This is a genomic window from Lysobacter yananisis, assembly GCF_031199375.1.
GTDB lineage: Bacteria > Pseudomonadota > Gammaproteobacteria > Xanthomonadales > Xanthomonadaceae > Lysobacter > Lysobacter yananisis.
In genome coordinates this window covers 2,683,721-2,705,160 of sequence record NZ_CP133568.1, presented here as the reverse complement: position 1 = coordinate 2,705,160, position 21,440 = coordinate 2,683,721, and the positions used below count along the sequence as shown (strand labels likewise).

The window sequence follows — 21,440 nt, the reverse complement described above, 5'->3', positions numbered from 1 at the left end:
CACGCGGCGCTCTTGCACGCAGTGCTCTCACATGCGCTGCTCTCATACGCGGTGCCCTCACACGCGGCGCCCTCACACGCCCATCAGGCGCCAGTCGCGGCGACGGGTGACCCGGTACACCGAGGCCGGCGGCAGGTTCAGCCGCGCCGCGCCCAGCCGCTGCACCTTGAAGCCGTAACGCTCCAGCCAGGCGCGCGGCAGCGGGAAGCTCAGGCCGTAGGTGAACTGGTAGTAGGCGCCGTCCTCGCCGAGCTGGGCGAACGCGCCCAGCAGCACCGCCAGGCGCTGGCGCGGCGGCAGGTTGCGCAGCGGCAGGCCGCTGACCACCGCGCCGGCGCCGGCCGCGCCGAACAGGCGCGCGCGGCGCAGCCGGCGCGCGTCGGCGCACAGCACCCGCGCCTGCGGGAAGCGCTCGCCGAGCATCTGCGCGAACTCGGGGCCGTATTCGACCAGGGTCAGGTCGCGCTCGGCCACGCCGCGTTCGAGCAGGGCGCGAGTGAACACGCCGGTGCCCGGGCCCAATTCCAGCACCGGGCCGGTATCGGCGTCGATCTGCGCGGTGATCAGCCGCGCCAGCGCGGCGCCGGACGGGGCGATCGCGCCGACCCGGCCGGGCGCGCGCGACCACGAGCGCAGGAACGACCAGTAGTCGCCGCGCGCGGGAACGGCGGCGGCGCGGGCGGCGGGAGACAGCGGCTGGCTCATGCGGGCAACGCTCCGATCCAAGTCTTGGCCTCGATTGTCCGCACCGGCATTGCGTCAACATTGCGTCGCCGCGACCGGCCGCTCAGCCCTCGTCGGCGACCAGGCGGTCGCGGCCGCCGGCCTTGGCCCGGTACAGCGCCTGGTCGGCGCGGTCGAACACCTGCTCGGGCCCGTCGCGGCCGGGCTCGCCGGCGGCCATGCCGATCGACACGGTCAGCGCGAACGGCAGCGACGAACGCGCCACCCGCCGGCGGATGCGCTCGCCGACCTCGGCCGCGTCGGCCAGCCGCGTGCCCGGCAGCACCACCAGGAATTCCTCGCCGCCGTAGCGGATGGCGACGTCGTCGTCGCGGATCGAGGCGGCCACCGCATCGGCGACCGCGCGCAGCGCGCGATCGCCGAGCAGGTGGCCGTGGCGGTCGTTGACCTGCTTGAAATGATCCACGTCGATCAGCATCAGCGTGTAGGCCGCGCGGCCGAGCCGGTGCACGGTGTCCGGGCTGCCCTGCAGCTGCGCCAGCGCGCTGCGGTTGAGCAGGCCGGTCAGCGCGTCGTGGCTGGCGCTGTGCTGCAGTTGCTCGTTGCGCCGCAGCAGGTCGGCCTGGGCGCTTTCCATCTGCAGGGCGAAGGCCTCGCGCTCGGACAGCAGGCGGCGCTGTTCCAGCGCGTAGCGGCGCAGCTCGAACAGGTGCTGGGTCTGCCGCCCCAGCGCCGCCAGGCCTTCGGCCTGGGCCGGGCGCAATCGCCGCGGCACTGCGTCGAGCACGCACACCGTTCCGAGCGGATGGCCGTCGGGCGTCCACAGCGGCGCGCCGGCGTAGAAGCGCAGCGCGCGGCCGTCCTCCAGGCTCAGCCCGAGCGGAGCGAAGCGCGGATCGCCGCCGACGTCGTCGATCGTCAGCAAGCGGCCGGGCTGCGACTGCCAGATCAGCTCCGAACAGATCGAATGCGAGCGCGGCAGCTCGCTCGGCGCCACGCCGATGCGCGCCTTGAACCAGACCCGCTCGCGGTCGAGCAGGGCCAGCGCCGCGCCCGGCGTGTCGCACAGTGTCGCGGCGAGGCGGACGATGTCGTCGTAGGCGCTCTCGGCGACGCTGTCGAGCAGGCCGTAGGCGTCCAGCGCGAGCAGCCGCGCGGCCTCGTCGGCCGGCGTGGGCGGCGGCGGGTCGGGCACCATATGCAGCGGGCGGGGACGGGACACGGTCGCGGTAAACGTCTCGGCTCGGGCCTGTTCAGGGTACTGCCGCGACGATTCAACGATCGTGACGGCGGCCGGGCGGCCGCGCCCGCGGTTCAGCCGCCAGCCGGGCTCGTGCGCCGGCCCGCCGCGCGCGACCTGCGACCCGCCGCGGCGCTTGCGGTTATGCCGCTTTCGCGCCTAATAGCCCGCACCGACCGGCCCGCGCCCGCCGTCCCTGCCTGCGCATCGTGCCGGCGAACGCCGGGATCCATGGCGTCTTCCCATCCGCGCCCTAGCCGCGCGCCAGCCACACCTCGAGCCCCTGCGCATTGAGCTCCACGTCGATCGCCAGCGCCGCCCGCACCTGCGCATCGCTCAACGCGCTGCCATGCGCCCGTGCCCGCGCCGCGTAGTAATCGGCCAGCGCCGCGGTCAATCGCGCGTGCATGCCCTCGCCGCCGACCTGCGCCGCGCGCGCCATCCGCACCATGTCGTCGATCTGTTCGATCAGCTCCGCGCCGAGCCGCTGCGCATCGCCGACCCGGCCGTAGTGGGTCAAGTACATCGCGGCCGGATCGCGCGCCAGCAACGCGCGGATCGACTGCTTGAGCGCCTCGGGCTCGAACTGCACCGGCGAACTGGTCGGCAGGATGAAGGGCCCGCGCGGCGAATCGAATTCGCGATACGACAGGCCGAAGGTGTCGCCGGTGAACCAGCCGCGGCTGCGCGCGTCCCACACGCACAGGTGATGGCGGGCATGGCCGGGCGTGTCCACGCACAGCAACGCGCGGCCGGCCAGGTCGACGACGTGGCCGTCGCCGGCCACCACCACCCGCTCGGCGGGCACCGGCACGATCTCGCCGTAGCTGCGCGCCATCTCCTGCTCGCCGTACACCGCGGTGGCGCCGGCGACCAGCCGCGCCGGATCGATCATGTGCGCCGCGCCGCGCGGATGCACCGCCAGGCGCGCGTTCGGCAAGCGCCGCATCAGCGCGCCGGCGCCGCCGGCGTGATCGAGATGGACGTGGGTGAGGATCAGCCAATCGACGTCGGCCGGCGCCAAGCCTTGCGCGTCGAGCGCGGCGAGCAGGGCCGGAATCGAATGCTGGGTGCCGCAGTCGATGAAGGCCGCGCGGCCGTTCTCGACCACCAGATAGGCCGCGTCGAACGACGGCCGCTGGAATCCGGTGTCGACGGTGATCACGCCGTGTTCGGCGGCGGAAGCGGTGGCTGCGCTCATGGGCGATGGCGGGGCTGTGACCGGTCCCCAGTCTAGGCCGGCGCGCGCATGCGCGGCGATGCGGCTTTGGTCGGAATCTGCAGGCCGGTGGCGGTTGTTGGCGTGGGAGGGGCTTCAGCTCCTACGCTTTCGGCTCAGATCGCTTGCGGCTTCACCGCGGCGGATCGGAAAGCATCGGGCCTGAAGGCCCTCCCACAGAAGCCCTCCCACAGAAGACCCTGCCACAGAGGGCCTGCCACAGAAGGCCTCGCCGCCCGAACCGAGCGCTTACTCGCGATAGTCCTTGACCCCGCGCAACCAGCGCCAGCGCAGCGCGAACGCCACCGTCAGCACCGCCAGGAACACGCCGTAGCCGAGCGAAGTGGCCAGGATCTGCGGCCACATCGCCCCATACTCGCGCCCGGCGTGCAGATGCGCCCAATGCACCGCCAGCACGAACGCGCACACCGATATCGCCAGCGACACCGCGTCGAACAGCTTGCGCGCGGGATTGCGCGGCCGTCGCGGATACAGCCAGAACAGCGCGCCGAGGATCGCGAACCACGGCAGGAACAGGATCAGCGCCAGGTTGAGCTCGACGAAGCGGCTCACGAAGCGGCGCGCTCCTGCGCGGCGGCGGCCTTGGCCTGGCGCGCGGCCTCTTCGGCTTCGCGGATCGCCTGCAGCGCCTGCGCCACGCGCGCGCGCGCATCGGCCGCGACCGGCTCGCTCGCCGCCAGCAGCGCGCCCAGCAGCGCGTCCGAGTCCTCGCTCTTGGCCCGGCCGATCAGCTGGCCGATGTCCTTGGGCGCAGCGAAACCGCGGCTCTGCAGCAGCACCTCGTCGCCGACGGCAAGCTTGAAGTAGAACCGGCCGTCGGCCTCGCGGTACTGCTTGAACGCCGCCACCGCCGCGGCCCGGGTTTCCTCCGCCAGCGACAGCCCGCCGGCGTTGGACAGGTCGCGCAGGCCGACCGCTTCGCGCAGCCGCTGCATGTTCGCCTTGCCGTAGCGCTCGCGCACCCGCCGCGCGCCGTCGATCAGCAACGCCTCGATGTCCTGCGGCCGCGCCATCAGCGCCTCGTACTTCTCGCGCAGCGGCGCGATCTCCGCGTCGATGCGCTCGAACAGCGCCTGCTTGGCCTCGCCCCAGGCGATGCCCTCGGCGAACGCGCGGCGCATCGCCTCGGTCTCTTCCTCGCTGGCGAACGCCTGATAGATCTGGAACAGCGCCGAACCCTCGGTCGGCTTGGGCTCGCCCGGCGCGCGCGAATCGGTGACGATCGAATAGATCAGCTTCTTCAACTCCTCGCGCGGCGCGAACAGCGGGATGGTGTTGTCGTAGCTCTTGCTCATCTTGCGCCCGTCCAGGCCGGGCAGCGTCGCCACGCTTTCCTCGATCAGCGCCTCGGGCAGGACGAAATGCTCGCCGTACAGATGGTTGAAGCGCTGGCCGAAGTCGCGCGCCATCTCGATGTGCTGGATCTGGTCGCGGCCCACCGGCACCTTGTGCGCGTTGAACACCAGGATGTCGGCGGCCATCAGCACCGGGTACATGAACAATCCGGCGGTGATCGACGCATCGTCGTCCTCGCCGTCCAGCCGGTTCTTGTCGACCGCGGCCTTGTAGGCGTGGGCGCGGTTGAGGATGCCCTTGCCGGCGACGCAGGTCAGGAACCAGGCCAGCTCGGGAATCTCGACGATTTCGCTCTGCCGGTAGAACCACACCTTGTCCGGCTCCAGGCCGCAGGCGAGCCAGCTCGCGGCGATCTCCAGGGTCGAGCGCTGCACGCGCTCGGGCTTTTGCACCTTGATCAGCGCGTGCAGGTCGGCCAGGAAGTAGAAGCTCTCCACCCCCGGGTCGCGGCTGGCGGCAACCGCCGGGCGGATCGCGCCGACGTAGTTGCCCAGGTGGGGAGTGCCGGAGGTGGTGATGCCGGTGAGGACGCGGGTCTGGGTCATGGGGAAATCTGCGATGGAGCCTGACAGGCCAGTGTAGCGGCTCGCGTCGCGCGCGGTGCGTACGCCGGCGCGGATCGGCGCGGGCGGTTGCGGGCGGTAGGCGCATGGTCGCCAAGCCGGACCGTCGCCCGCGGCTAAACCGTCGGCAACGGCGGCGGCACAGGCGGGCCCGCGACCGCACGGCCTAACCCCGCCCGCACCGGCCCCGCGTTAGCAACCTGCGACCCCGGCCCCGCCGCGCCGCGCGCGGCCCCACAGGAGATCCGCCATGTTCCGCTCATTCGCCCTGCTCGCCGCCGCCGCGTTGACCGCAGGCGCCTGCACCCCGGTCCAGGCCCGGCCCTTGGTCGACGTGGCGGTGATCGACCGCGACAACGGCGACTGGCTGCCGAACTGGTCCTGGCGCGGCCAGCAGTGGATCGCCGGCACGCCCGGCCATCGCTACACGGTCCGCCTCACCAACAACACCGGTGAGCGCGTGCTGGTGGTGCTGTCGGTCGACGGGGTCAACGCGGTCAGCGGCCAGACCGCCAGCCCGGCGCAATCGGGCTACGTGCTCGACGCCTGGCAATCCACCGAGATCAACGGCTGGCGCAAGTCGCTCGACGACGTCGCCCAGTTCGTCTTCACCGACCTGGGCGACAGCTACGCCGCGCGCACCGGCCGGCCCGCCAACGTCGGCGTGATCGGCGCCGCGGTGTTTCAGGAACGCCAGCGCTACCGCCCGGTCTACCCGACCCCGTCGCCCTACCCGTACCCGCCGTACGCGCGCAACGAGAACGGCGCGGCCAAGGCCGAAGGCCGCGCCGCCGGCAACGCCGCACCCGCCGCGCCGGCCGAGCGCGCGCGCGAATCGGTCGCCGCCGACACCGCGGCGCAGGCGCAGACCATCGGCACCGGCCACGGCGCGCGCGAATGGTCGCCGGTGTCGCAAACCGAATTCGTCCGCGCATCGCGCTCCCCCGCGCAAGTGGTGGAACTGCGCTACGACGACTACGCCACCCTGGTCGCGCGCGGCGTGGTGCCGCGCTACCCCGACCGCGCCTACCGCCCCGACACCCCGCGCGCCTTCCCCGAAGGCTTCGTCGCCGACCCGCCGCCGCGCCGGTGGTGAGCCCATCCGACCAACCGCTGTCGCCTCAGCGGATGCTGATGCCGTTGCCGTTGCCGTTGCCGTTGCCGTTGCCGTTGATGTTCGCTTTGACGCATCTCTACCCGAGGCCCAGGTTCCGCAGCCCCGGAGGGCGTGCGCATGGATGCGCACGCGCGCCATGGGGCAGGATGCCCCTTATGGCGCGGCCCCGCGCCGCTGCGAGCCATAATGGCTCTTGATCCGAAAAAACAAGGCCTTTTCTTTGGTTACTTTCTTTGTGGCTTAAGACAAAGAAAGTGACCCGGCCGCTTGCGGACGGAAGCTCTTGATGGTGGCTTGTCATCACCCGTAGCGACGACAGAAGCGAGAGCAACAACAGAGTCAAAATGGATTCCGGCTTCCGCCGGAATGACGGCTTGGGAGGTTCGTTGCTTCAAGGATTCCGGCTTCCACCGGAATGACGGCTTGAGAGGTTCGTTGCTTCAAGAAGCATCGGCGGAGCCACGTCGCTTCGGTTGGCTTCCGCCGGAATGACGGCTTGGGAGGTTCGTTGCTTCAAGGAGCATCGGCGGAGCCGCGTCGCTTCGGTTGGACGCCGGCTCTCGTCGAAATGACGCGCTGTGAGAATGGCGCCACACCCGAGCGGCTCCAAAACAACGACGGCGGCAACCCAAACCGCACCGCAACGGCAGCCCGGCTCGGATCTCCGCTCATCCCCAGACGCCCCAATCGCGATAGCGCCGCAGCCGCCCGCAAAAAAGCCGGGCGTCGCCCGGCCTACCGTCCCCACTCCACAGCCGCGACCCAACACCGCTACGGCCGCGAACGGAACGGCGGGCACCTTCGCCCGCCGTCCCGCCCCCGGATCAACGCGCGCAATTCAACGCACTGAAACCGGATAAAGCATTCAGTTCAACGTCTCGCCGAACTCACGCACTTCCTTCTCCGCCCGATCGCGTTCCCAGCCGTAGCGCTCCTGCAGCTTTCCGGCCAGATATTCGGAATTGCCTTCGGCGACATCGAACACGTCGTCGGTCAGATCGCCCCACTTGGCCTTGGCCTTGCCCTTGAGCTGGGTCCACTTGCCGGCAATGATGTCTTTGTTCATCGTTCCACTCCTGGTTGGGGGAAAACCTCGCGGCCCGCGTCGCGCTTCGCACTCGCAGCGATGCGCTCGCCGTCGGCCGGTATCGCCAGGACAGCTTCGCAGCGGACGCATTCGCGGACGGTCACGATTGCGTTAGCCCCTGCTTGACCTCGATGAACGCCTTGAATCCTTCAGCCCGCGATCGCGACCTGCGGCGCAAACCGCCAAAACGACAAGCGAAAAAAAACGAAGGCCGGGTCGCCCCGGCCTTCGTCGTCGCTCGTCAGGAGCCCGGCGCGCGTTACTTGCCGTCGCGCACGTCCTCGGCCTTCTCTTCGACCTTCTCGCCGGCCTTCTTCACGTCCTTGCCCGCGCCCGCGATGGTGTTGCACGCAGTCAGGGAGCCGATCGAGAACAGGGCCAGCAGCAGCAGGGCAGTCAAACGCTTCATGGGAACTCCTTGGGTCGTCGTTGCGGATAGCGAATCGGCCGCGCCAGCGGCCGCGTCCTGGGTCCGGATAAGACGCGAGCGAACGTGAAGCCGGCGTGCAGCGGCCTCCCTCAGCGCCGATTCATCCGCGCGCCGGCGCCTCAGTCGCGCATCAGGGTCGACTTGCCGAACAGGCTCTCGACCAGGTCCACCGCCAGCTTGGCGGTGCGGTTGCGCTTGTCCAGGATCGGGTTGAGTTCGACGATGTCGAGCGAACCCATCCGGCCGCTGTCGGCGATCATTTCCATCACCAGCTGCGCCTCGCGGTAGTTCGGACCGCCCGGCACCGTGGTGCCCACGCCCGGCGCGATGCTGGGGTCGAGGAAGTCGACGTCGAAGCTGACGTGCAGGTGGGTGTTTTCGTCCACGCCTTCCAGCGCCTCCTCCATGACCCGGCGCATGCCGATCTCATCGATGTAGCGCATGTCGTAGACGTCCAGCCCGTGTTGCTGGATCAGCTGCTTCTCGCCCGGATCGACCGAGCGGATGCCGATCTGGCGGATCTCGTCGGGCCGCATCGCCGGCGCATCGCCGCCGAGGCGGGTCAGCTCTTCCGGGCCGATGCCGCACAGGCACGACACCGGCATGCCGTGGATGTTGCCCGAGGGCGTGACCTGGCTGGTGTTGAAGTCGGCGTGCGCGTCGAGCCACAGCACGCGCAGTTGCTTGCCGGTGTCGCGGCAATAGCGCGCGACCGCGGTGATCGAACCCAGGCCCAGGCAGTGATCGCCGCCGAGCAGGATCGGCAGGCGGCCGACGCGCAGTTCCGCGCCGACGGCGTCCATCACCGCACGATTCCATGCCACCACTTCGGCCAGATGGCGGTAGCCGGCGACCGGCTTCTGCCACGGATTGCGCGGGCCGTCGAGATTGCCGCGATCGACCACGTCGACGCCGCGCGCGACCAGCGCCTCGCCGAGACCGGCGATGCGCAGCGCTTCGGGCCCCAGGCGCGCGCCGCGGTGGCCGGCGCCGACGTCGGTCGGCGCGCCGATCAGCGAAACGAGGGGATAAGTGCGACTCATGCGAATGTCCTCTGCGCCGCGCCGGACTAGCCACGGCGCGGCATCGTTAGGTGAACGCGCCAGTGCCGGCGGCACCGCGCGATCGCCGCAACAGGGCCGTTGCGGCCGCCGACGATGCGGGCATTTTAGAGGCTGCGCAGTGAGCGGGCCATGGTGGCGCCGCCGAGCGGCCGGGACGGCAAAGGCCGAACTGGGATGAGTGTTGGTTTCGCGGGAGATGCGCAGCGGGTATCGCGCGATGAACAGCGTCTGGAGACGCGGTTCCGGGTCGGGCAGCCCTGCGGGCGAAGCTGGGACGCAACGTGCGGGCGCTTGGCGTTTTCGACGTTGGCCCGGATCGCGAGCGGCCTTCGGATGGTGCGGCCGGGCGGTTGTTTTTACTCGGATTCACGTGGTGCCGCTTGTCCGAATCGAACGGACGACCGCTCGCTTACAAGGCGAGTGCTCTACCAACTGAGCTAAAGCGGCAGCGAAACGCGGGACCGGCTACGCTGCGCGCGCCGGCCGGGCCATTGTATCGCGCCGGCGCGGCCGCGGGACAAGCCGAGCGCCGCGGCGGCGCTCAGCGCACCTTGTCGCAGGAAATGCCGCGCCAACGTTGCGCGCCGGCGGCGACGCGCAGGGCTTCGCCCTTGGAGGTGACCGTGGCCGCATCGAGCCAGACCTGGCCGTTGCTTTCGCCCAGCGCCTCGACCTTGGCCGCGAACCCGGCCGCGGCCAGTTCCGTGCCGCGCTTGCGCGCCGATTCCTCGTTGCGGAAACGGCCCAGCGCGATCGCGTTGGCCTCCGCGCCGCTCATCACGAACAGGTCGTTGAAGCCGGCCGCGCGAATGCGCTGCGCGGTGGCCTGCGCGGCCTCGGCGCTGGCGGCCGGCAGATAGACCCGCCAACCGCGCGAATTGCCGCCGCCCGACAGCGTGCGGCTCGATACTTTCTGCGCCAGCGGCACGAGCTTGGCGCGCGCCGCATCGGCGGCGGCCACATCGGCGAACGGGCCGACGCTGAAGCATTGCGGCTTCGCGGCCGGCACCGCCGGTGCGGGCGGCGGCGGCACGGCGGCGGTTTCGCCTGCGAGCGGTTTGCTCTCACCCGCCTTGCTTTCGCCGGCTCTGTCTTCGCCCGGCTTGGCTGGCGCGACGCTGCTGTCCGCCGGTTTGACTTCGGCCGTCTTGGCCTCGCCAGGCTTGAGTCCGGCACCCGCCCCATCGAGCGGTCGCGCTTGCAGCGGCTGGCCCTGCCCCGCCGCGCCGGCCGCCAGCGCCGGCTTGGCCGCCGCAACGCGCTTGCCCTCGTCGACCAACCGCAGCCGGGCCACGCCCGGCGGCAGGGTTTCCGCAACCGGCGCGGGCGGCGCCGGACGCGCGATCCACCACGCGGCGACGCCGATGTTGAGAGCGGCCAACAGGACGATGAGGGCGCGAATGAGCATGCCGGGATTCTAGCCTGCCGCGCTCAGCGCGGAGTTTCGACCGCGGCCCAGATCGCCAGGCCTTCGAGCACCAGCGCGGGCGCGGCCTGCGCCATCGGCAGCGCCGCCATCAGCGCCTCGCCGCCGCCGCCGTGCAGCAACAGCCGCGGCGGCGCGCCCAGGCGCTGCGCCGCGCGCGCCAGGCTGCGCTCGATCAGCGCGATCGCCGCGCCGTCGGCGCCGGGCGCCAGCGCGTCCTCGGTATCGGCGGCGAAGTCGAGCGCGCGGCCGCCGTGCTCGGGCAGCTGCGGCGCGCGCGCGTGCAGCGCTTCGCGCATCAGCGTCGGCGACGGCGCGATCAAACCGCCGTGGTGCAGGCCGTCGGCGTCGATCAGGTCGATGGTCAAGGCGGTGCCGACGCCGCAGATCAGGCTCGCGCCGCGCGCGTGCGCGTGCGCGCCGAGCAGCGCGAGGAAACGGTCGACGCCGAACTTGCGCGGCTCGGCGTAGGCGATGCGCACCTCGCCGAAGCCCCCGGCGCGGAACCGCGATTGGGTGCGGGCGATGCTGATGCGGCCGCAGCGCGCGCTCAGCGCCTGCAGCACCGCCATGCGTTGGGCGGGATGGGCGACGCTGGCCAGGTAGGCGACGTCGATGCGCTCGCGCGGCAGCGCCTGCGCCAACGCGGCGGCGATGTCCTCTTCGCGATGCGGCAGCGCCAGCGCATCGCCGGGATGCCCGTCGGCGCGCAGCGGCGCGCACTTGAGCCGGGTGTTGCCGAGGTCGAACAGCCAGGCGTTCAACGCGTGGCTCCGCCGCGGCGCACGCTGACTTCGCCGGCGTGGAAGCGGCGTTCCTCGCCATCGTCCAGGCGCACGCGCAGGGCGCCGTCGTCGGCCAGTCCCAGCGCCACGCCGCGGTGCTCGCGATCGCTGCCGAGCACGCCGACCGCTTGCCCGGCGAGCGCGTCGAATGCGGCATAGCGGTCGAGGAACGGCGCCAGTCCCTGCGCGTCGAATTCGTCCAGCGCCGGCAGCAGCGCGTCGAGCAAGGCCGCCACGACCGCGTCGCGGGTCGGCGGCCGCGCGCCCGCCAGTTCGGCCAACCCGGCCAGATCGCACCAGGGTTGGTCGATCTGCGCCGCCGCGGCCGCCGGCATGCGCACGTTGAGGCCCAGGCCGATCACCGCGCGCGCCGGCCCGGCGTATTCGCCGCCGCCTTCCACCAGCAATCCGCCGAGCTTGCGCAGGCCGTCGCCGTCCAGCGCGACCAGATCGTTCGGCCATTTCAGCCGCACCGCGGCGAAACCGAGCGCGTGCAGCGCCTGCGCCGCGGCGATGCCGGCGACCAGGCTCAGCCCGCCCAGCCGCGCCAGCCCGCCGCCGAAGGCGCGCGCCAGCGACAGGTACAGGTGCGCCGCCAGCGGCGAGGCCCAGACCCGGCCGCGACGGCCGCGGCCGCCGGTCTGGCGTTCCGCCAACAGCACCGCCGCGCCGCGCGCGGGCGTGGCCCGGCGCAGCAGTTCGCTGTTGGTCGAATCGATGCTCCAGGCGACGTCCAGCGAATCCAGGCGCGCGCGCGCCGGCGCCGACAGCGCCGCCTCGATCGCGGCCGCGTCGAGCAGGTCCAGCGGCTGCGACAGCGCATAGCCGCGTCCGGGCTTGGCTTCGATCGCCACTCCGGCCTCGCGCAGCGCTTCGATCCGCTTCCACACCGCGGCGCGGGTCTGGCCCGAGGCCGCGGCGAGCGCATCGCCGGTGGCCGGGCCGGCGATCAGCCGCTGCAACAACGCGCGATCGTCCATCAGCCCCGGCGCCAGCGATGCAGCAACCGCGCGCGGGAGAAGCGCGATTCGGTGCCGGCGCGCAGGCGCGCCAGGTTGCCGCGATGGGTGAACAGCACCAGCGCCGCCGCGGCGACGCAGAACCACAGCCGCGGCGCGTCGGCGTCGCTGTACCAAGCCAGCAACGGCAGGCTCAGCGCGGCGATCACGCTGGCCAGGCCGACGTAGCCGCTCAGGGCGATGGTCGCGCCCCACACCAGCAGCAGCGCCGGCGTCACGAACGGCCACAGCACCAACAGGCCGCCGACCAGGGTCGCCACGCCCTTGCCGCCGCGGAAGCCGTGCCACAGCGGCCAGACGTGGCCCAGCACCGCCGCGAACGCGGCCAGGTAACCGTGCGCGGTGACCGACAGGCCGTCGCCGAGCGGCGCGTAGCGCAGCGCCAGCCACGCGGCCAGCGCGCCCTTGCCGATGTCGATCGCGACCACGCCGAGGGCGAAGCGCGCGCCCTGGGTGCGCAGCGCGTTGGTGCCGCCGGCGTTGCCGCTGCCCTGGGTGCGGATGTCGACCCCGCGCAGCTTGCCCAGGACGAGGCTGCCGGACACCGAGCCCAGCGCGTACGCCGCGGCGAACAGCGCCAGCGAGCGCGGTTCGGCGATGGCGGCGGACAACGAGGGCGCGAGATCGGAAAACGGCATGGCGCGGATTATGCGGGAGCCGGCGGGAATTGCGCTCCTGTGGGCGGGCCTTCAGGCCCGACGCTTTCCGGTCGGATCGCCGCGAACCGAAAACAAAAGCATCGGGCCTGAGAGCCCGCCCACAGGAGCGCTCACACCGCGCCGGGCACCGGCTGCAGCGACACCAGCAAGGCGCCGCGCCCGGCGTGCGCGCCCAGCGCCGGCCCGGTCTCGACCAGGAACGCCTGCTCCAGGTCGAGCCGCCGCCGCAGCGCTTCGAGCAGGCGCTCGCCGTCGGCGCGCGCGTCGCAATGGCCGACGATGGCGCGCCAGCGCTGCCGGCGCGAGGTACGCCGGGCGATGTAGCCGGCGAAGGCTTCCGGCGCGCCGGCGCGGGCGAACACGCCGCCGCTCACGCCCAGGCGGCCGTCGGCGCGGATCCGCGCGATCGGGGTCAGCCCGGTCCAGCGCACCAGCGGCCCGGCCCACGGTGGGATGCGGCCGCCGCGCACGGCGTGGGAAATATCGCGGGCCATCGCCCAGGTCGAGGTCAGCGGCTTGAGCCGCTCCAGTTCGGCCAGCACCGCCTCCAGGGCGATGCCGTCGGCGGCCAGTTCGGCCGCGCGCCAGGCCAGCAGCGCCAGCCCGCCAGCGGCGTTGCCGGTGTCGAACACCCGCACCCGCTGCGCATCGCTGCGCGCGGCCGCCTGCTCGCCGGCCTGCAACGTGCCCGAAACCGCGCGCGACAGGCCCACGTACAACACCTGCCGGCGATGGCCTGCGAGGAAATCGAACACCCGGCGGAAATCGCCCGGCGGCGGCTGGCTGGTGCGCGGCAGGTCGGCGCCGGCGGCCATGCGCCGGTAGAACTCGGCCGTGCTCAGCCCGGCCTTGTCGAGATAATCGCGCCCGTCCACCGACACCCGCACCGGCACCACCGCGATGCGGTAGCGTTCGGCCAGTTCCTCGGGCAGGTCGGCGGCGCTGTCGGTGACCACCGCCAGCGCCTGCGGGTGTTCGATGCTGCGCTGCTGCGCCAGCATGTCGTCGGCCTTCATGCCTTCGACCGCGCCGAAGCGCGCGCAGGCGTCGAACAAGGACTGCGGCGAGCCGACATGGCCGTGCACGCGCAGCCGCGCGGCGCCGCCGGCCAGCACCAGCGAGTCGGCGCCGAGCGCTTCGAGTTCGTCGCGCAGCGCCTCGCGCGGCAGGTTCTCGCCCAGCAACAGGCATTCGCTGCACCAGCGCCGCAGCGGATCGACCGCGTCGTGCGCGACCGGCAGCGCGTCGCCGTGGCCCGCGCCGCAGCCGTCGTTGGCGGCCGCGCCCGCGCCGCGCACGCGCAGCGCGCGCGGGCCGCCGTCGACGAACTCGGCGATGCCCTCGAGCAGGTCGACGAAGCCCTGCGCGCCGGCGTCCACCACCCCGGCGCGCTGCAACACCGCCATCTGCAGCGGCGTGCGCGCCAGCGCGCTGCGCGCCTGGGCCAGGGCACGGGCGAAGCCCGGGCGCGGGTCGCCGTCGGCGCTGGCGCGCGCGGCCTCGTCCAGCGCGTCGGCGAACGCGTTGATGACGCTGAGGATGGTGCCCTCGACCGGATGCGCCAGCGCCGCGCGCGCGTTGCCGGCGCCGTGGCGCACGGCCGCGGCCAGGGTCGCCGCGTCCAGCTCCGGTTGGGCACGCGCGTACTCGGCCACGCCGAACAGGAACTGGGCCAGGATCGCCCCCGAATTGCCGCGGGCGCCGTCGATGGCGTCGTCGCCGACCCGCTTGAGCAGTTCGCCGATGTGCCGGCTGCGCCGGCTCAGCGCCCCGTTCAGCAGGCTGCCGAGGGTGTGGGCGAGGTTGCTACCGGTGTCGCCGTCGGCGACCGGGAACACGTTGATGCGGTTGAGCGCCTCGCGCCCGGCGATGACCCGGCGCGCGCCGGCGATCAGGGCCCGGCGCAGGGCCGGGGCGGTCAGCGGCGGACGGGAGGCGGACATGAACGCGAGTCTGGCGCAAATGCGTGCCACGTCTTGCTGCAACGCACAATAGGCCGCCGCCCGAGCCGCCGGATTCGGTACGGTTTTCGCGTTATAGTCGGCAACTGCCGCAGCCCTACGGGCCGCGCCGCCCCTAGGATTCCGCCATGTTACGGATCTGCCTGTGCCTGCTGTTCCTGTCCGCGAGCCTGGCCGTGGCGCAGGCGAGCGCGCGCGAGGTCAACAAGCTGAGTCCGAACGACGCCTGCTCGTCCGGCGGCGCGGCCAAGGACGCGCCCGCGCGCGCCCAGGCCCGCGGCGGCAACGGCGGCGCGCCGCAGACCGCGCGCGACACCAAGGCCAAGCCGAGCGTGCACAGCGACTCGGACGCCGGCAACCGGCTGCAGTCGCCGCGCTGGCATAATTTCCTGCCGGGCATGTTCCGCTGAACTGAGCGCGCCGCCCGCTTTCCACCGGTTTTCCCTTGTTCGAATTCCTGCGCCGACTGCGGCGCCCCGCCGCCATCGACGACGCCCTGTGGCGCGACACCGTCGCCGCCGTGCCGTGGGCGCAAGCCCTGGACGCGCCGCGGCGCGAGCGCCTGCGCGAGTTGAGCGCGCGCTTCCTGCACGAGAAGACCATCAGCGCGATCGGCGAGTTCGAGCTCGGCGATCTGCAGCGCGCGCAACTGGCCGCGCTGTGCTGCCTGCCGCTGCTGGAGTTCGGCGCCGAAGGCTTGCGCGGCTGGTCGCAGCTGATCGTCTATCCCGACGCGTTCCGGGTCGGCCGCACCCACCTCGACGCGGCCGGCGTGCTGCACGAATGGGAAGACGAGCTGATCGGCGAATCCTGGGAGGCCGGGCCGCTGATCCTGTCCTGGGCCGACGTCGTCGCCGACTGCGCCGACCCGCGCGCGGGCTTCTGCGTGGCCGCGCACGAAATGGCGCACAAGCTCGACGCGCTCGACGGCGCGCTCGACGGCACCCCGCCGCTGCCGCGGCCGTGGCAGCGCGAATGGGCGCGCGACTTCCAAAGCGCGTACGACGCTTTCATCGAAGCGGTCGACAGCGGGCGCGAGGTCGTGATCGACCCGTATGCGGGCGAAGCGCCGGAGGAATTCTTCGCGGTCGCCACCGAATACCACTTCAGCGATCCGCGCTTGCTGCGCGAGGCGATGCCGCAGGTAGCCGACCACTTGCGCCGTCTGTACGGCGAATCGCCGTTCGCCTGAGCGTTTGTGGGAGGGGCTTCAGGCGCGATGCTTTTGGCTCAGTCGGCTTGAAACCTTCATCGCTGCGGATCGGAAAGCGTCGGGCCTGAAGGCCCTCCCACAAGAGCGCTGCGCAATCGCGATGCGGCCAAGACTTTCGTGGGAGGTGCTTCAGCCCCGATGCTCTTGGCTCAGACCGCTCGATACCGCACAGCAACGGATCGGAAAGCGTCGGGCCTGAAGGCCCTCCCACAAGAGCACTGCGTGATCGCGGTGCAAGCAAGCCTTTTGTGGGAGGGGCTTCAGCCCCGACGCTCTTGGCTCAGACCGCTCGATACCGCACAGCAGCGGATCGAAAAGCATCGGGCCTGAAGGCCCTCCCACATGAGCGCTGCGCGATCGCGGTGCAAGCAAGACTTTTGTGGGAGGGGCTTCAGCCCCGACGCTTTCGGCTCAGATCGCCAAAGCCTTCATCGCGACGGATCGGAAAGCGTCGCACCCGAAAGGCTTGCCGCCCCAAAACGCTTCCGCCCGAAGACGCCTCGTTTACAACCCCGGCGGCAGCTTCACCTCGAAACGCGTGCCGCCGAGCTCTTCCGACGCGGTGACGTCGAGCGTGCCGCGATACCCGCGCACCAGATCCTGCACGATCGCCAGGCCGATGCCGTGGCCATGCACGCGCTCGTCGCCGCGCACGCCGCGCTGCAGGATTTTCGCGACTTTCTCGGCCGGAATGCCCGGGCCGTCGTCGTCCACCGCCAGCAGCAGGCCGGGGCGGCGCTGGGCCGCGGTCTCGCCGGGCTTGACCGTCAGCAGCACCCGCGAATTGGCCCACTTGAACGCGTTCTCCAGCAGGTTGCCGAGCAGTTCCTGCAGGTCGCCCGGCTCGCCGTGGAATTGCACGCCGTCGGCGAGATCGAATTCGCACAGGATGCCCTTGGACGCGTACACCTTCTCCAGCCCGCGCACGATCTCTTCGGCGTGCGGCTCGATCGCGATCGGCGCGGCGAACAGCGCGTGGCCGCCGGATGCGGCGCGCGCGAGCTGGTAGGACACCAGCTCGTTCATGCGCCGCAGCTGCAGGTCCAGGTCCTCGCGCAGTTCCTTGTCCATCTGCGCGCCGCTGTCGTCGTCCAGGCGCGCGCGCAGCACCGCCAGCGGCGTCTTCAGGCTGTGGGCGAGGTCGGCCAGGGTGTTGCGCTGGCGGTCCAGGTTCTCGCGCTCGCTCTCGATGAAGGCGTTGATGCTCTCGGTCAGCGGCTCCAGCTCGCGCGGGTGGCGCTCGCTCATGCGCGAGGCCATGCCGCGCTGCACCCGCTTGAGCTCCTCGATCACGCGCTTCAGCGGACGCAGGCTCCACTGCATGATCAGCGCCTGCAGCAACAGCAGGATCACGCCGGCGCCGCCGAGGTAGCGCCACAGCGCCTGGCGGAACACGCCGACCTGATGGCGCAGCGCGCTGGTGTCTTCGAGGATCAGGATCGTGTACTGGAACTCGCTCCTGGGATCGCCGTCGACGCTCCAGATCAGCCCGCGCCCGTAGCGATAGGCCTCGCCGGGCTTGCCGTTGATCTCGGTAAGCGGCAGCGGGCCCTCGAAGGACTCCTCGGCCGGCTTGAGCATGCCGCCGTTGGGCAGCACGGGGCCCTGCGCCGACACCGAGTCCCAATGATCGTTGGGCAGGATCACTTCGGCGTACAGGCCGCTGCCCGGGCGGTCGAAGCGCGGGTCCGGCGGGTCGTAGGGCGGGATGATCTCGCCGCCGCGGCCGAAGTCGGTGTCGGCGGCGTAGGCCAGCGCGTAGCTGGTCAGGCGCTGGCGCAGGTTGTTCTCGGCGGTTTCCAGGAACGCGCGGTCCAGCGCCACGCCGGCCAGGGCGAGGAAGGCGAGCAGGCCGAGGCTGGCGGCGAGCAGCTGGCGCGCGCGCAGCGAGCGCGGCTGGCCCCAGCTCATGGCGACCGCCGGGCAGTCGTGGCCGTCGCGACCGCCTGGGCCGCTGCGGTGGATGGCGCGGGCCGCATGGGTCCGAACTGCTCCTGGGACCGAACTGGGGAAACCGCCGCCGGCGCGGTCTCGGCCGGGAAGCGGGCATGCCGCCGCGAAAGCGGCGGTCTATTGGATCGCCGCCGCGCGAATGCTGTCAACGTGCGCGGTCGGCGGACGAGCGGCTCAGTCGCCGCTGCGGGGAATGGCGAAACGGTAGCCGCGGCCGCGCACGGTCTCGATCGGCTTGAGCGCGCCGTCGGGATCGAGCTTCTTGCGCAGGCGGCCGATGAAGACTTCCAGCACGTTGGAGTCGCGGTCGAAATCCTGCTGGTAGATGTGCTCGGTGAGGTCGGCCTTCGAGACCAGTTCGCCGGCGTGCATCATCAGGTACTCCAGCACCTTGTACTCGTAGCTGGTCAGGTCGACGTTGCCGCCGTTGACGCTGACCGTCTGCGCGGCCAGGTCGAGCATGACCGGACCGCACTCCAGGGTCGGCTTACTCCAGCCGGCGGCGCGGCGCACCAACGCGTTGAGGCGGGCCAGCAGCTCTTCGACGTGGAACGGCTTGACCAGGTAGTCGTCGGCGCCCTGCTTGAGGCCCTCGACCTTGTCCTGCCAGCTCGAACGCGCGGTCAGGATCAGCACCGGGAATTTCTTGCCCTCGTCGCGCAGGGCCTTGATCAGCTCCATGCCCGACATCTTCGGCAAGCCCAGATCGATGATGCCCAGGTCGAACGGCACTTCGCGGCCCATGTACAGGCCCTCCTCGCCGTCTTGCGCGGCATCGACCGCGAAGCCCTCGCGCTTCAGGCGCGCGGCCAGGGTCTCGCGCAGCGGCGCTTCGTCTTCGACCAGCAGAATTCGCATGGGCACTCCCTTGATGATTTCGGCCCGACAGGATCGTTTTGCGGACCGTCGGAGCGAAGGTTAGTCGTTATTGTTGTCGTCGCGGCGTGTAGGGCGGTCGTCGTCGCGGCGCCCGCGCTGCTGCGGATCGTCCATGTAGACCCGGACCCGGCCGCTGGAATCGACCACCTTGACCCGATTGACGTCGCGGCCGTCGAAGGGGACGCGTTCCGCGCTCAGGACCTGGCCGCCGCCGCTTTCTTTCTCGAAGCGGCGGACCGAATCGGACAGGGTCTGCTGCTGGCCTTCGCGCCGGTCGTGGCCGCGCCAGCGCTCGCCGTCGTGCTGCGCCCAGGCGTTGCCGGCCGCCAGCGAGGCGACGAGCAGCAGCGACGGGACGCGGGCGGAGCGGATGTGCATGGCGTTCGGACTAGCCCCCAGCGGAACGATGTAGCGGCGAATAAGCGACGTGCCGGCATTTTCGAAACGCAGCGGTGAATCCGATCTGAACTTTTCCGGCGCCCCCCGGGCGCCATTCAGCCCGCCCGGACCCGCGTCACAGCGGGGCCGTGCGGTCGGCCGGCGGCGCCCGGCCATGCTCAGAACACCTCGCCGACGCAGCAACGCAAGGAGCCGCCGGCGGCCTCGATCGCGTCCAGCTCGACCGTCGCCACCGCGAATCCGGCCGAGGCCAGGGCCTGCCGGGTCTCATCGCGCAGGGCCCGGGCCGCGCCCGCGCTCATCCAAAGCGTATACGTCGACAGGGCGATGGCGTTGGCGGCGAAGGCGGCCTGCTCGGCGGCGTCGAGCACGATCCCGCGGCTGCCGTAGAACCCGGCGATGGCCGCGGCGACCGCCGGATCGGCGAAGCCGGCCGGGCTGACCAGGGCGGCGCGTCCGGCCAGCACCGCCAGCACCACGTTGGTGTGGTACTCGCCCTGCGCCAGGTCGAACAGCAAGGTGGCGCGCAGGCCGAAGGCCCGGTGCATCAGCGCCGCGCCGCGTTCGTCGCAGCGCTCCGACAGACCGGCGTAGCCGAGCCCGCGCGAACGGTCGATCACCATCGCGCCGGTCAGTTCGCACGGGTGCGGCTGCTGCGACAGGTCCACTTCCTCGTAGCCCAGCACGTCCTCGAAGAAGCGGCGGATGTCGCTGCGCGCGGCCTCGCGCTGGCGCACCGGGTGGCGCATGCGCCCGACCAGGTAGCGCGGCGCGGCGTCGGCGGCGCGGGCGGTGGCGAAGACGTTGTTGGGGAACAGCGCGTCGGGCGTCTCCGGGTCGCCGGCGAAGCAGACCGTCGGCAGGACCTGCGACAGGGCCTGGTGCAAGGCGCGGTGCTGGGCGCCGGCGCGGCCGGCGTCGAAGGCCTGGGCCTGCGCCATGTAGCGGTTGTCGCCGGCCGATTGCTCGGCGCGGGCGAAGCCGTCGGGCGCGACCAGGAACGCGGCGCGGGCGATGGCCGAGCCGAAGTCCGGGGCCAGGTCGCGGGCGTGCTCGAAGAAGGCGTGCGGGTCGCGGGTGATCATCGGCTCGGGTTCCGGCTCGGGTGCTGGCTCTGGCTCGTTTGGGGGCTCGGCCTCGGGCCCAGGTCAGGGTCGCGGTCGCGGCCCGGCCGCTCGGCGCGCGGCATCGGGCGCGACCGCGTCGCCGCGGACGCGGCGCGCCACGCAGACAGGTACGCAATCGGGCGACGCGACAGGCCTCGCGCCGGCGCCGCGGCCTCAGGCGGCATCGCGCGCGGCGAAGGATTCGGTAAGCGCCAGCGCGCGCTCGATCAGCGCCCAGTCGGCGCCCGGCCGGTGCGCGCCTTCGCTGAGGATCTGGCGGAACGCGCGCCCGCCGCGCTCGCCGTGGAACAGCCCGAGCAAGTGGCGGGCGATGTGCTTGAGGAACACGCCGCGCTCGAGCTGGGCCTCCACGTACGGCCGCAGCGAGCGCAGCAGCTCGGCGCGGCTGCGTTCGGCGCCGCCGAACCAGGCGACGTCGAGGCGGTGCAGCAGGTAAGGATCGTGGTAGGCGGCGCGGCCGAGCATGGCGCCGTCGGCATGCTCCAGGTGCGCGGTCGCCTCGGCCAGGTCGGCGATGCCGCCGTTGACCACCACCTGCAAGCCGGGCCGCTCGCGCTTGAGCCGGTAAGCCCAGTCGTAGCGCAGCGGCGGCACCTCGCGGTTCTCCTTCGGCGACAGGCCCTTGAGCCAGGCGTTGCGGGCGTGCACGACGAAGCTGCGGCAACCGGCGGCGGCGACCCGGTCGACGAAGTCGAGAAACACCTCGAAACGGTGCTCGTCGTCGACGCCGAGCCGGCACTTCACCGTCACCGGCACCGCGCAGGCGCCGATCATCGCCGCGACCGACTCGGCCACCAGGTCCGGCTCGCGCATCAGGCAGGCGCCGAAGCGGCCGGCCTGGACCCGGTCGGACGGGCAGCCGCAATTGAGGTTGACCTCATCGAAGCCCCAATCCGCGCCGATCCGCGCCGCCTGCGCCAGCAACGCCGGCTCGCTGCCGCCGAGTTGCAGCGCGACCGGGTGCTCGACCGGATCCATCGCCAGCAACCGCTCGCGGTCGCCATGGATGACGGCGTTGGCATGCACCATTTCGGTGTACAGCCGGGCATGCGGGGCGATGGCGCGGTGGAAGACCCGGCAGTGGGAATCGGTCCAGTCCATCATCGGCGCCACCGACAGGCGGACCTGCGGCGCGGGGATGGCGGGCGAGACGGCGGTGGGCGGGGTCGGGATCATCGCGGCCATTGTAAGGCCTGGGGCCGGCACGGCCGCCGGCCAGGCAGGGCGGGCCTCGCCGC

General features: G+C 71.9%; 22 protein-coding genes and 1 tRNA gene. 3 read left to right on the top strand and 20 right to left on the bottom strand.

Annotation, left to right across the window (positions count from 1 at the left end; genetic code table 11):
• Positions 1–72 precede the first annotated feature (72 nt).
• The 5 genes from RDV84_RS11465 to RDV84_RS11445 all read right to left on the bottom strand — a co-directional run bounded on the left by RDV84_RS11465 (position 73) and on the right by RDV84_RS11445 (position 5,065).
• Entirely contained in the window at positions 73–705 is a 633-nt protein-coding gene (locus tag RDV84_RS11465) for a class I SAM-dependent methyltransferase (protein WP_309153488.1), read from the bottom strand.
• Positions 706–787: 82 nt separating this feature from the next.
• A complete protein-coding gene (locus RDV84_RS11460; protein WP_309153487.1) occupies positions 788–1,906 on the bottom strand; it encodes a GGDEF domain-containing protein in 1,119 nt (372 codons plus the stop codon).
• 271 nt (positions 1,907–2,177) lie between these two features.
• Positions 2,178–3,125 (bottom strand): MBL fold metallo-hydrolase, encoded by a 948-nt coding sequence (locus RDV84_RS11455; protein ID WP_309153486.1) that lies wholly within the window; start codon positions 3,123–3,125, stop codon positions 2,178–2,180.
• Between the two features lie 267 nt (positions 3,126–3,392).
• Positions 3,393–3,716 carry a hypothetical protein gene (locus RDV84_RS11450; protein ID WP_231736207.1) on the bottom strand — a complete coding sequence of 108 codons (324 nt, stop codon included), beginning with the start codon at positions 3,714–3,716 and terminating at the stop codon, positions 3,393–3,395.
• Positions 3,713–5,065, bottom strand: a complete 1,353-nt coding sequence (locus tag RDV84_RS11445) for a tryptophan--tRNA ligase (protein ID WP_309153485.1) — start codon at positions 5,063–5,065, stop codon at positions 3,713–3,715. Before RDV84_RS11445 ends, RDV84_RS11450 begins: the two co-directional genes overlap by 4 nt.
• Positions 5,066–5,333: 268 nt before the next feature.
• Between RDV84_RS11445 and RDV84_RS11440 the strand changes: the two genes are divergently transcribed.
• Entirely contained in the window at positions 5,334–6,179 is an 846-nt protein-coding gene (locus RDV84_RS11440) for a hypothetical protein (RefSeq protein ID WP_309153484.1), read from the top strand.
• An 886-nt stretch (positions 6,180–7,065) separates the two neighbouring features.
• Here RDV84_RS11440 and RDV84_RS11435 read toward each other — a convergent pair.
• From RDV84_RS11435 to RDV84_RS11395, 10 genes are all read right to left on the bottom strand, one after another.
• Positions 7,066–7,266: a CsbD family protein gene (locus RDV84_RS11435; protein WP_057948967.1), complete on the bottom strand. Its 201-nt coding sequence runs from the start codon at positions 7,264–7,266 to the stop codon at positions 7,066–7,068.
• A 280-nt stretch (positions 7,267–7,546) separates the two neighbouring features.
• On the bottom strand, positions 7,547–7,696 hold the full coding sequence (locus RDV84_RS11430; protein ID WP_057948968.1) for an entericidin A/B family lipoprotein: 150 nt from the start codon (positions 7,694–7,696) through the stop codon (positions 7,547–7,549).
• Between the two features lie 140 nt (positions 7,697–7,836).
• Positions 7,837–8,760: an arginase gene (gene rocF, locus RDV84_RS11425; protein WP_057948969.1), complete on the bottom strand. Its 924-nt coding sequence runs from the start codon at positions 8,758–8,760 to the stop codon at positions 7,837–7,839.
• A 392-nt stretch (positions 8,761–9,152) separates the two neighbouring features.
• Positions 9,153–9,228: transfer RNA gene (locus tag RDV84_RS11420), tRNA-Thr, on the bottom strand.
• 94 nt (positions 9,229–9,322) lie between these two features.
• Positions 9,323–10,189 carry an SPOR domain-containing protein gene (locus tag RDV84_RS11415; RefSeq protein ID WP_309153483.1) on the bottom strand — a complete coding sequence of 289 codons (867 nt, stop codon included), beginning with the start codon at positions 10,187–10,189 and terminating at the stop codon, positions 9,323–9,325.
• A gap of 23 nt (positions 10,190–10,212) precedes the next feature.
• Positions 10,213–10,971, bottom strand: a complete 759-nt coding sequence (locus RDV84_RS11410) for a type III pantothenate kinase (RefSeq protein WP_309153482.1) — start codon at positions 10,969–10,971, stop codon at positions 10,213–10,215.
• Positions 10,968–11,972, bottom strand: a complete 1,005-nt coding sequence (birA, locus tag RDV84_RS11405; protein ID WP_309153481.1) for a bifunctional biotin--[acetyl-CoA-carboxylase] ligase/biotin operon repressor BirA — start codon at positions 11,970–11,972, stop codon at positions 10,968–10,970. The genes RDV84_RS11410 and birA overlap by 4 nt, the downstream gene beginning before the upstream one ends.
• The gene (gene plsY, locus RDV84_RS11400) at positions 11,972–12,649 is read right to left on the bottom strand and encodes a glycerol-3-phosphate 1-O-acyltransferase PlsY (protein WP_309153480.1); all 678 of its coding nucleotides are present in this window, start codon (positions 12,647–12,649) and stop codon (positions 11,972–11,974) included. The genes birA and plsY overlap by 1 nt, the downstream gene beginning before the upstream one ends.
• 8 nt (positions 12,650–12,657) lie before the next feature.
• The gene (locus RDV84_RS26270) at positions 12,658–12,774 is read right to left on the bottom strand and encodes a DUF6053 domain-containing protein (RefSeq protein WP_425606409.1); all 117 of its coding nucleotides are present in this window, start codon (positions 12,772–12,774) and stop codon (positions 12,658–12,660) included.
• 6 nt (positions 12,775–12,780) lie between these two features.
• Positions 12,781–14,613 carry a DegV family protein gene (locus RDV84_RS11395; RefSeq protein ID WP_309153479.1) on the bottom strand — a complete coding sequence of 611 codons (1,833 nt, stop codon included), beginning with the start codon at positions 14,611–14,613 and terminating at the stop codon, positions 12,781–12,783.
• Positions 14,614–14,759: 146 nt separating this feature from the next.
• Here RDV84_RS11395 and RDV84_RS11390 point away from each other — a divergent pair, with 146 nt between their 5' ends.
• Both RDV84_RS11390 and RDV84_RS11385 read left to right on the top strand, forming a co-directional pair.
• The gene (locus RDV84_RS11390) at positions 14,760–15,041 is read left to right on the top strand and encodes a hypothetical protein (RefSeq protein WP_057948975.1); all 282 of its coding nucleotides are present in this window, start codon (positions 14,760–14,762) and stop codon (positions 15,039–15,041) included.
• A gap of 35 nt (positions 15,042–15,076) precedes the next feature.
• Complete coding sequence (locus RDV84_RS11385) at positions 15,077–15,823, top strand: M90 family metallopeptidase (RefSeq protein ID WP_309153478.1); 747 nt, start codon at positions 15,077–15,079, stop codon at positions 15,821–15,823.
• A gap of 525 nt (positions 15,824–16,348) precedes the next feature.
• On the opposite strand, the gene RDV84_RS11380 is transcribed toward RDV84_RS11385, so the two are convergent.
• The 5 genes from RDV84_RS11380 to dusA all read right to left on the bottom strand — a co-directional run bounded on the left by RDV84_RS11380 (position 16,349) and on the right by dusA (position 21,378).
• Complete coding sequence (locus RDV84_RS11380; protein ID WP_057948977.1) at positions 16,349–17,755, bottom strand: ATP-binding protein; 1,407 nt, start codon at positions 17,753–17,755, stop codon at positions 16,349–16,351.
• A gap of 216 nt (positions 17,756–17,971) precedes the next feature.
• Positions 17,972–18,655, bottom strand: a complete 684-nt coding sequence (locus RDV84_RS11375; protein WP_031372686.1) for a response regulator transcription factor — start codon at positions 18,653–18,655, stop codon at positions 17,972–17,974.
• 60 nt (positions 18,656–18,715) lie between these two features.
• On the bottom strand, positions 18,716–19,054 hold the full coding sequence (locus RDV84_RS11370; protein ID WP_057948978.1) for a hypothetical protein: 339 nt from the start codon (positions 19,052–19,054) through the stop codon (positions 18,716–18,718).
• Positions 19,055–19,233: 179 nt separating this feature from the next.
• The gene (locus tag RDV84_RS11365; protein ID WP_309153477.1) at positions 19,234–20,160 is read right to left on the bottom strand and encodes an arginine deiminase-related protein; all 927 of its coding nucleotides are present in this window, start codon (positions 20,158–20,160) and stop codon (positions 19,234–19,236) included.
• A gap of 195 nt (positions 20,161–20,355) precedes the next feature.
• The gene (gene dusA, locus RDV84_RS11360; RefSeq protein ID WP_309153476.1) at positions 20,356–21,378 is read right to left on the bottom strand and encodes a tRNA dihydrouridine(20/20a) synthase DusA; all 1,023 of its coding nucleotides are present in this window, start codon (positions 21,376–21,378) and stop codon (positions 20,356–20,358) included.
• Positions 21,379–21,440: the final 62 nt, after the last annotated feature.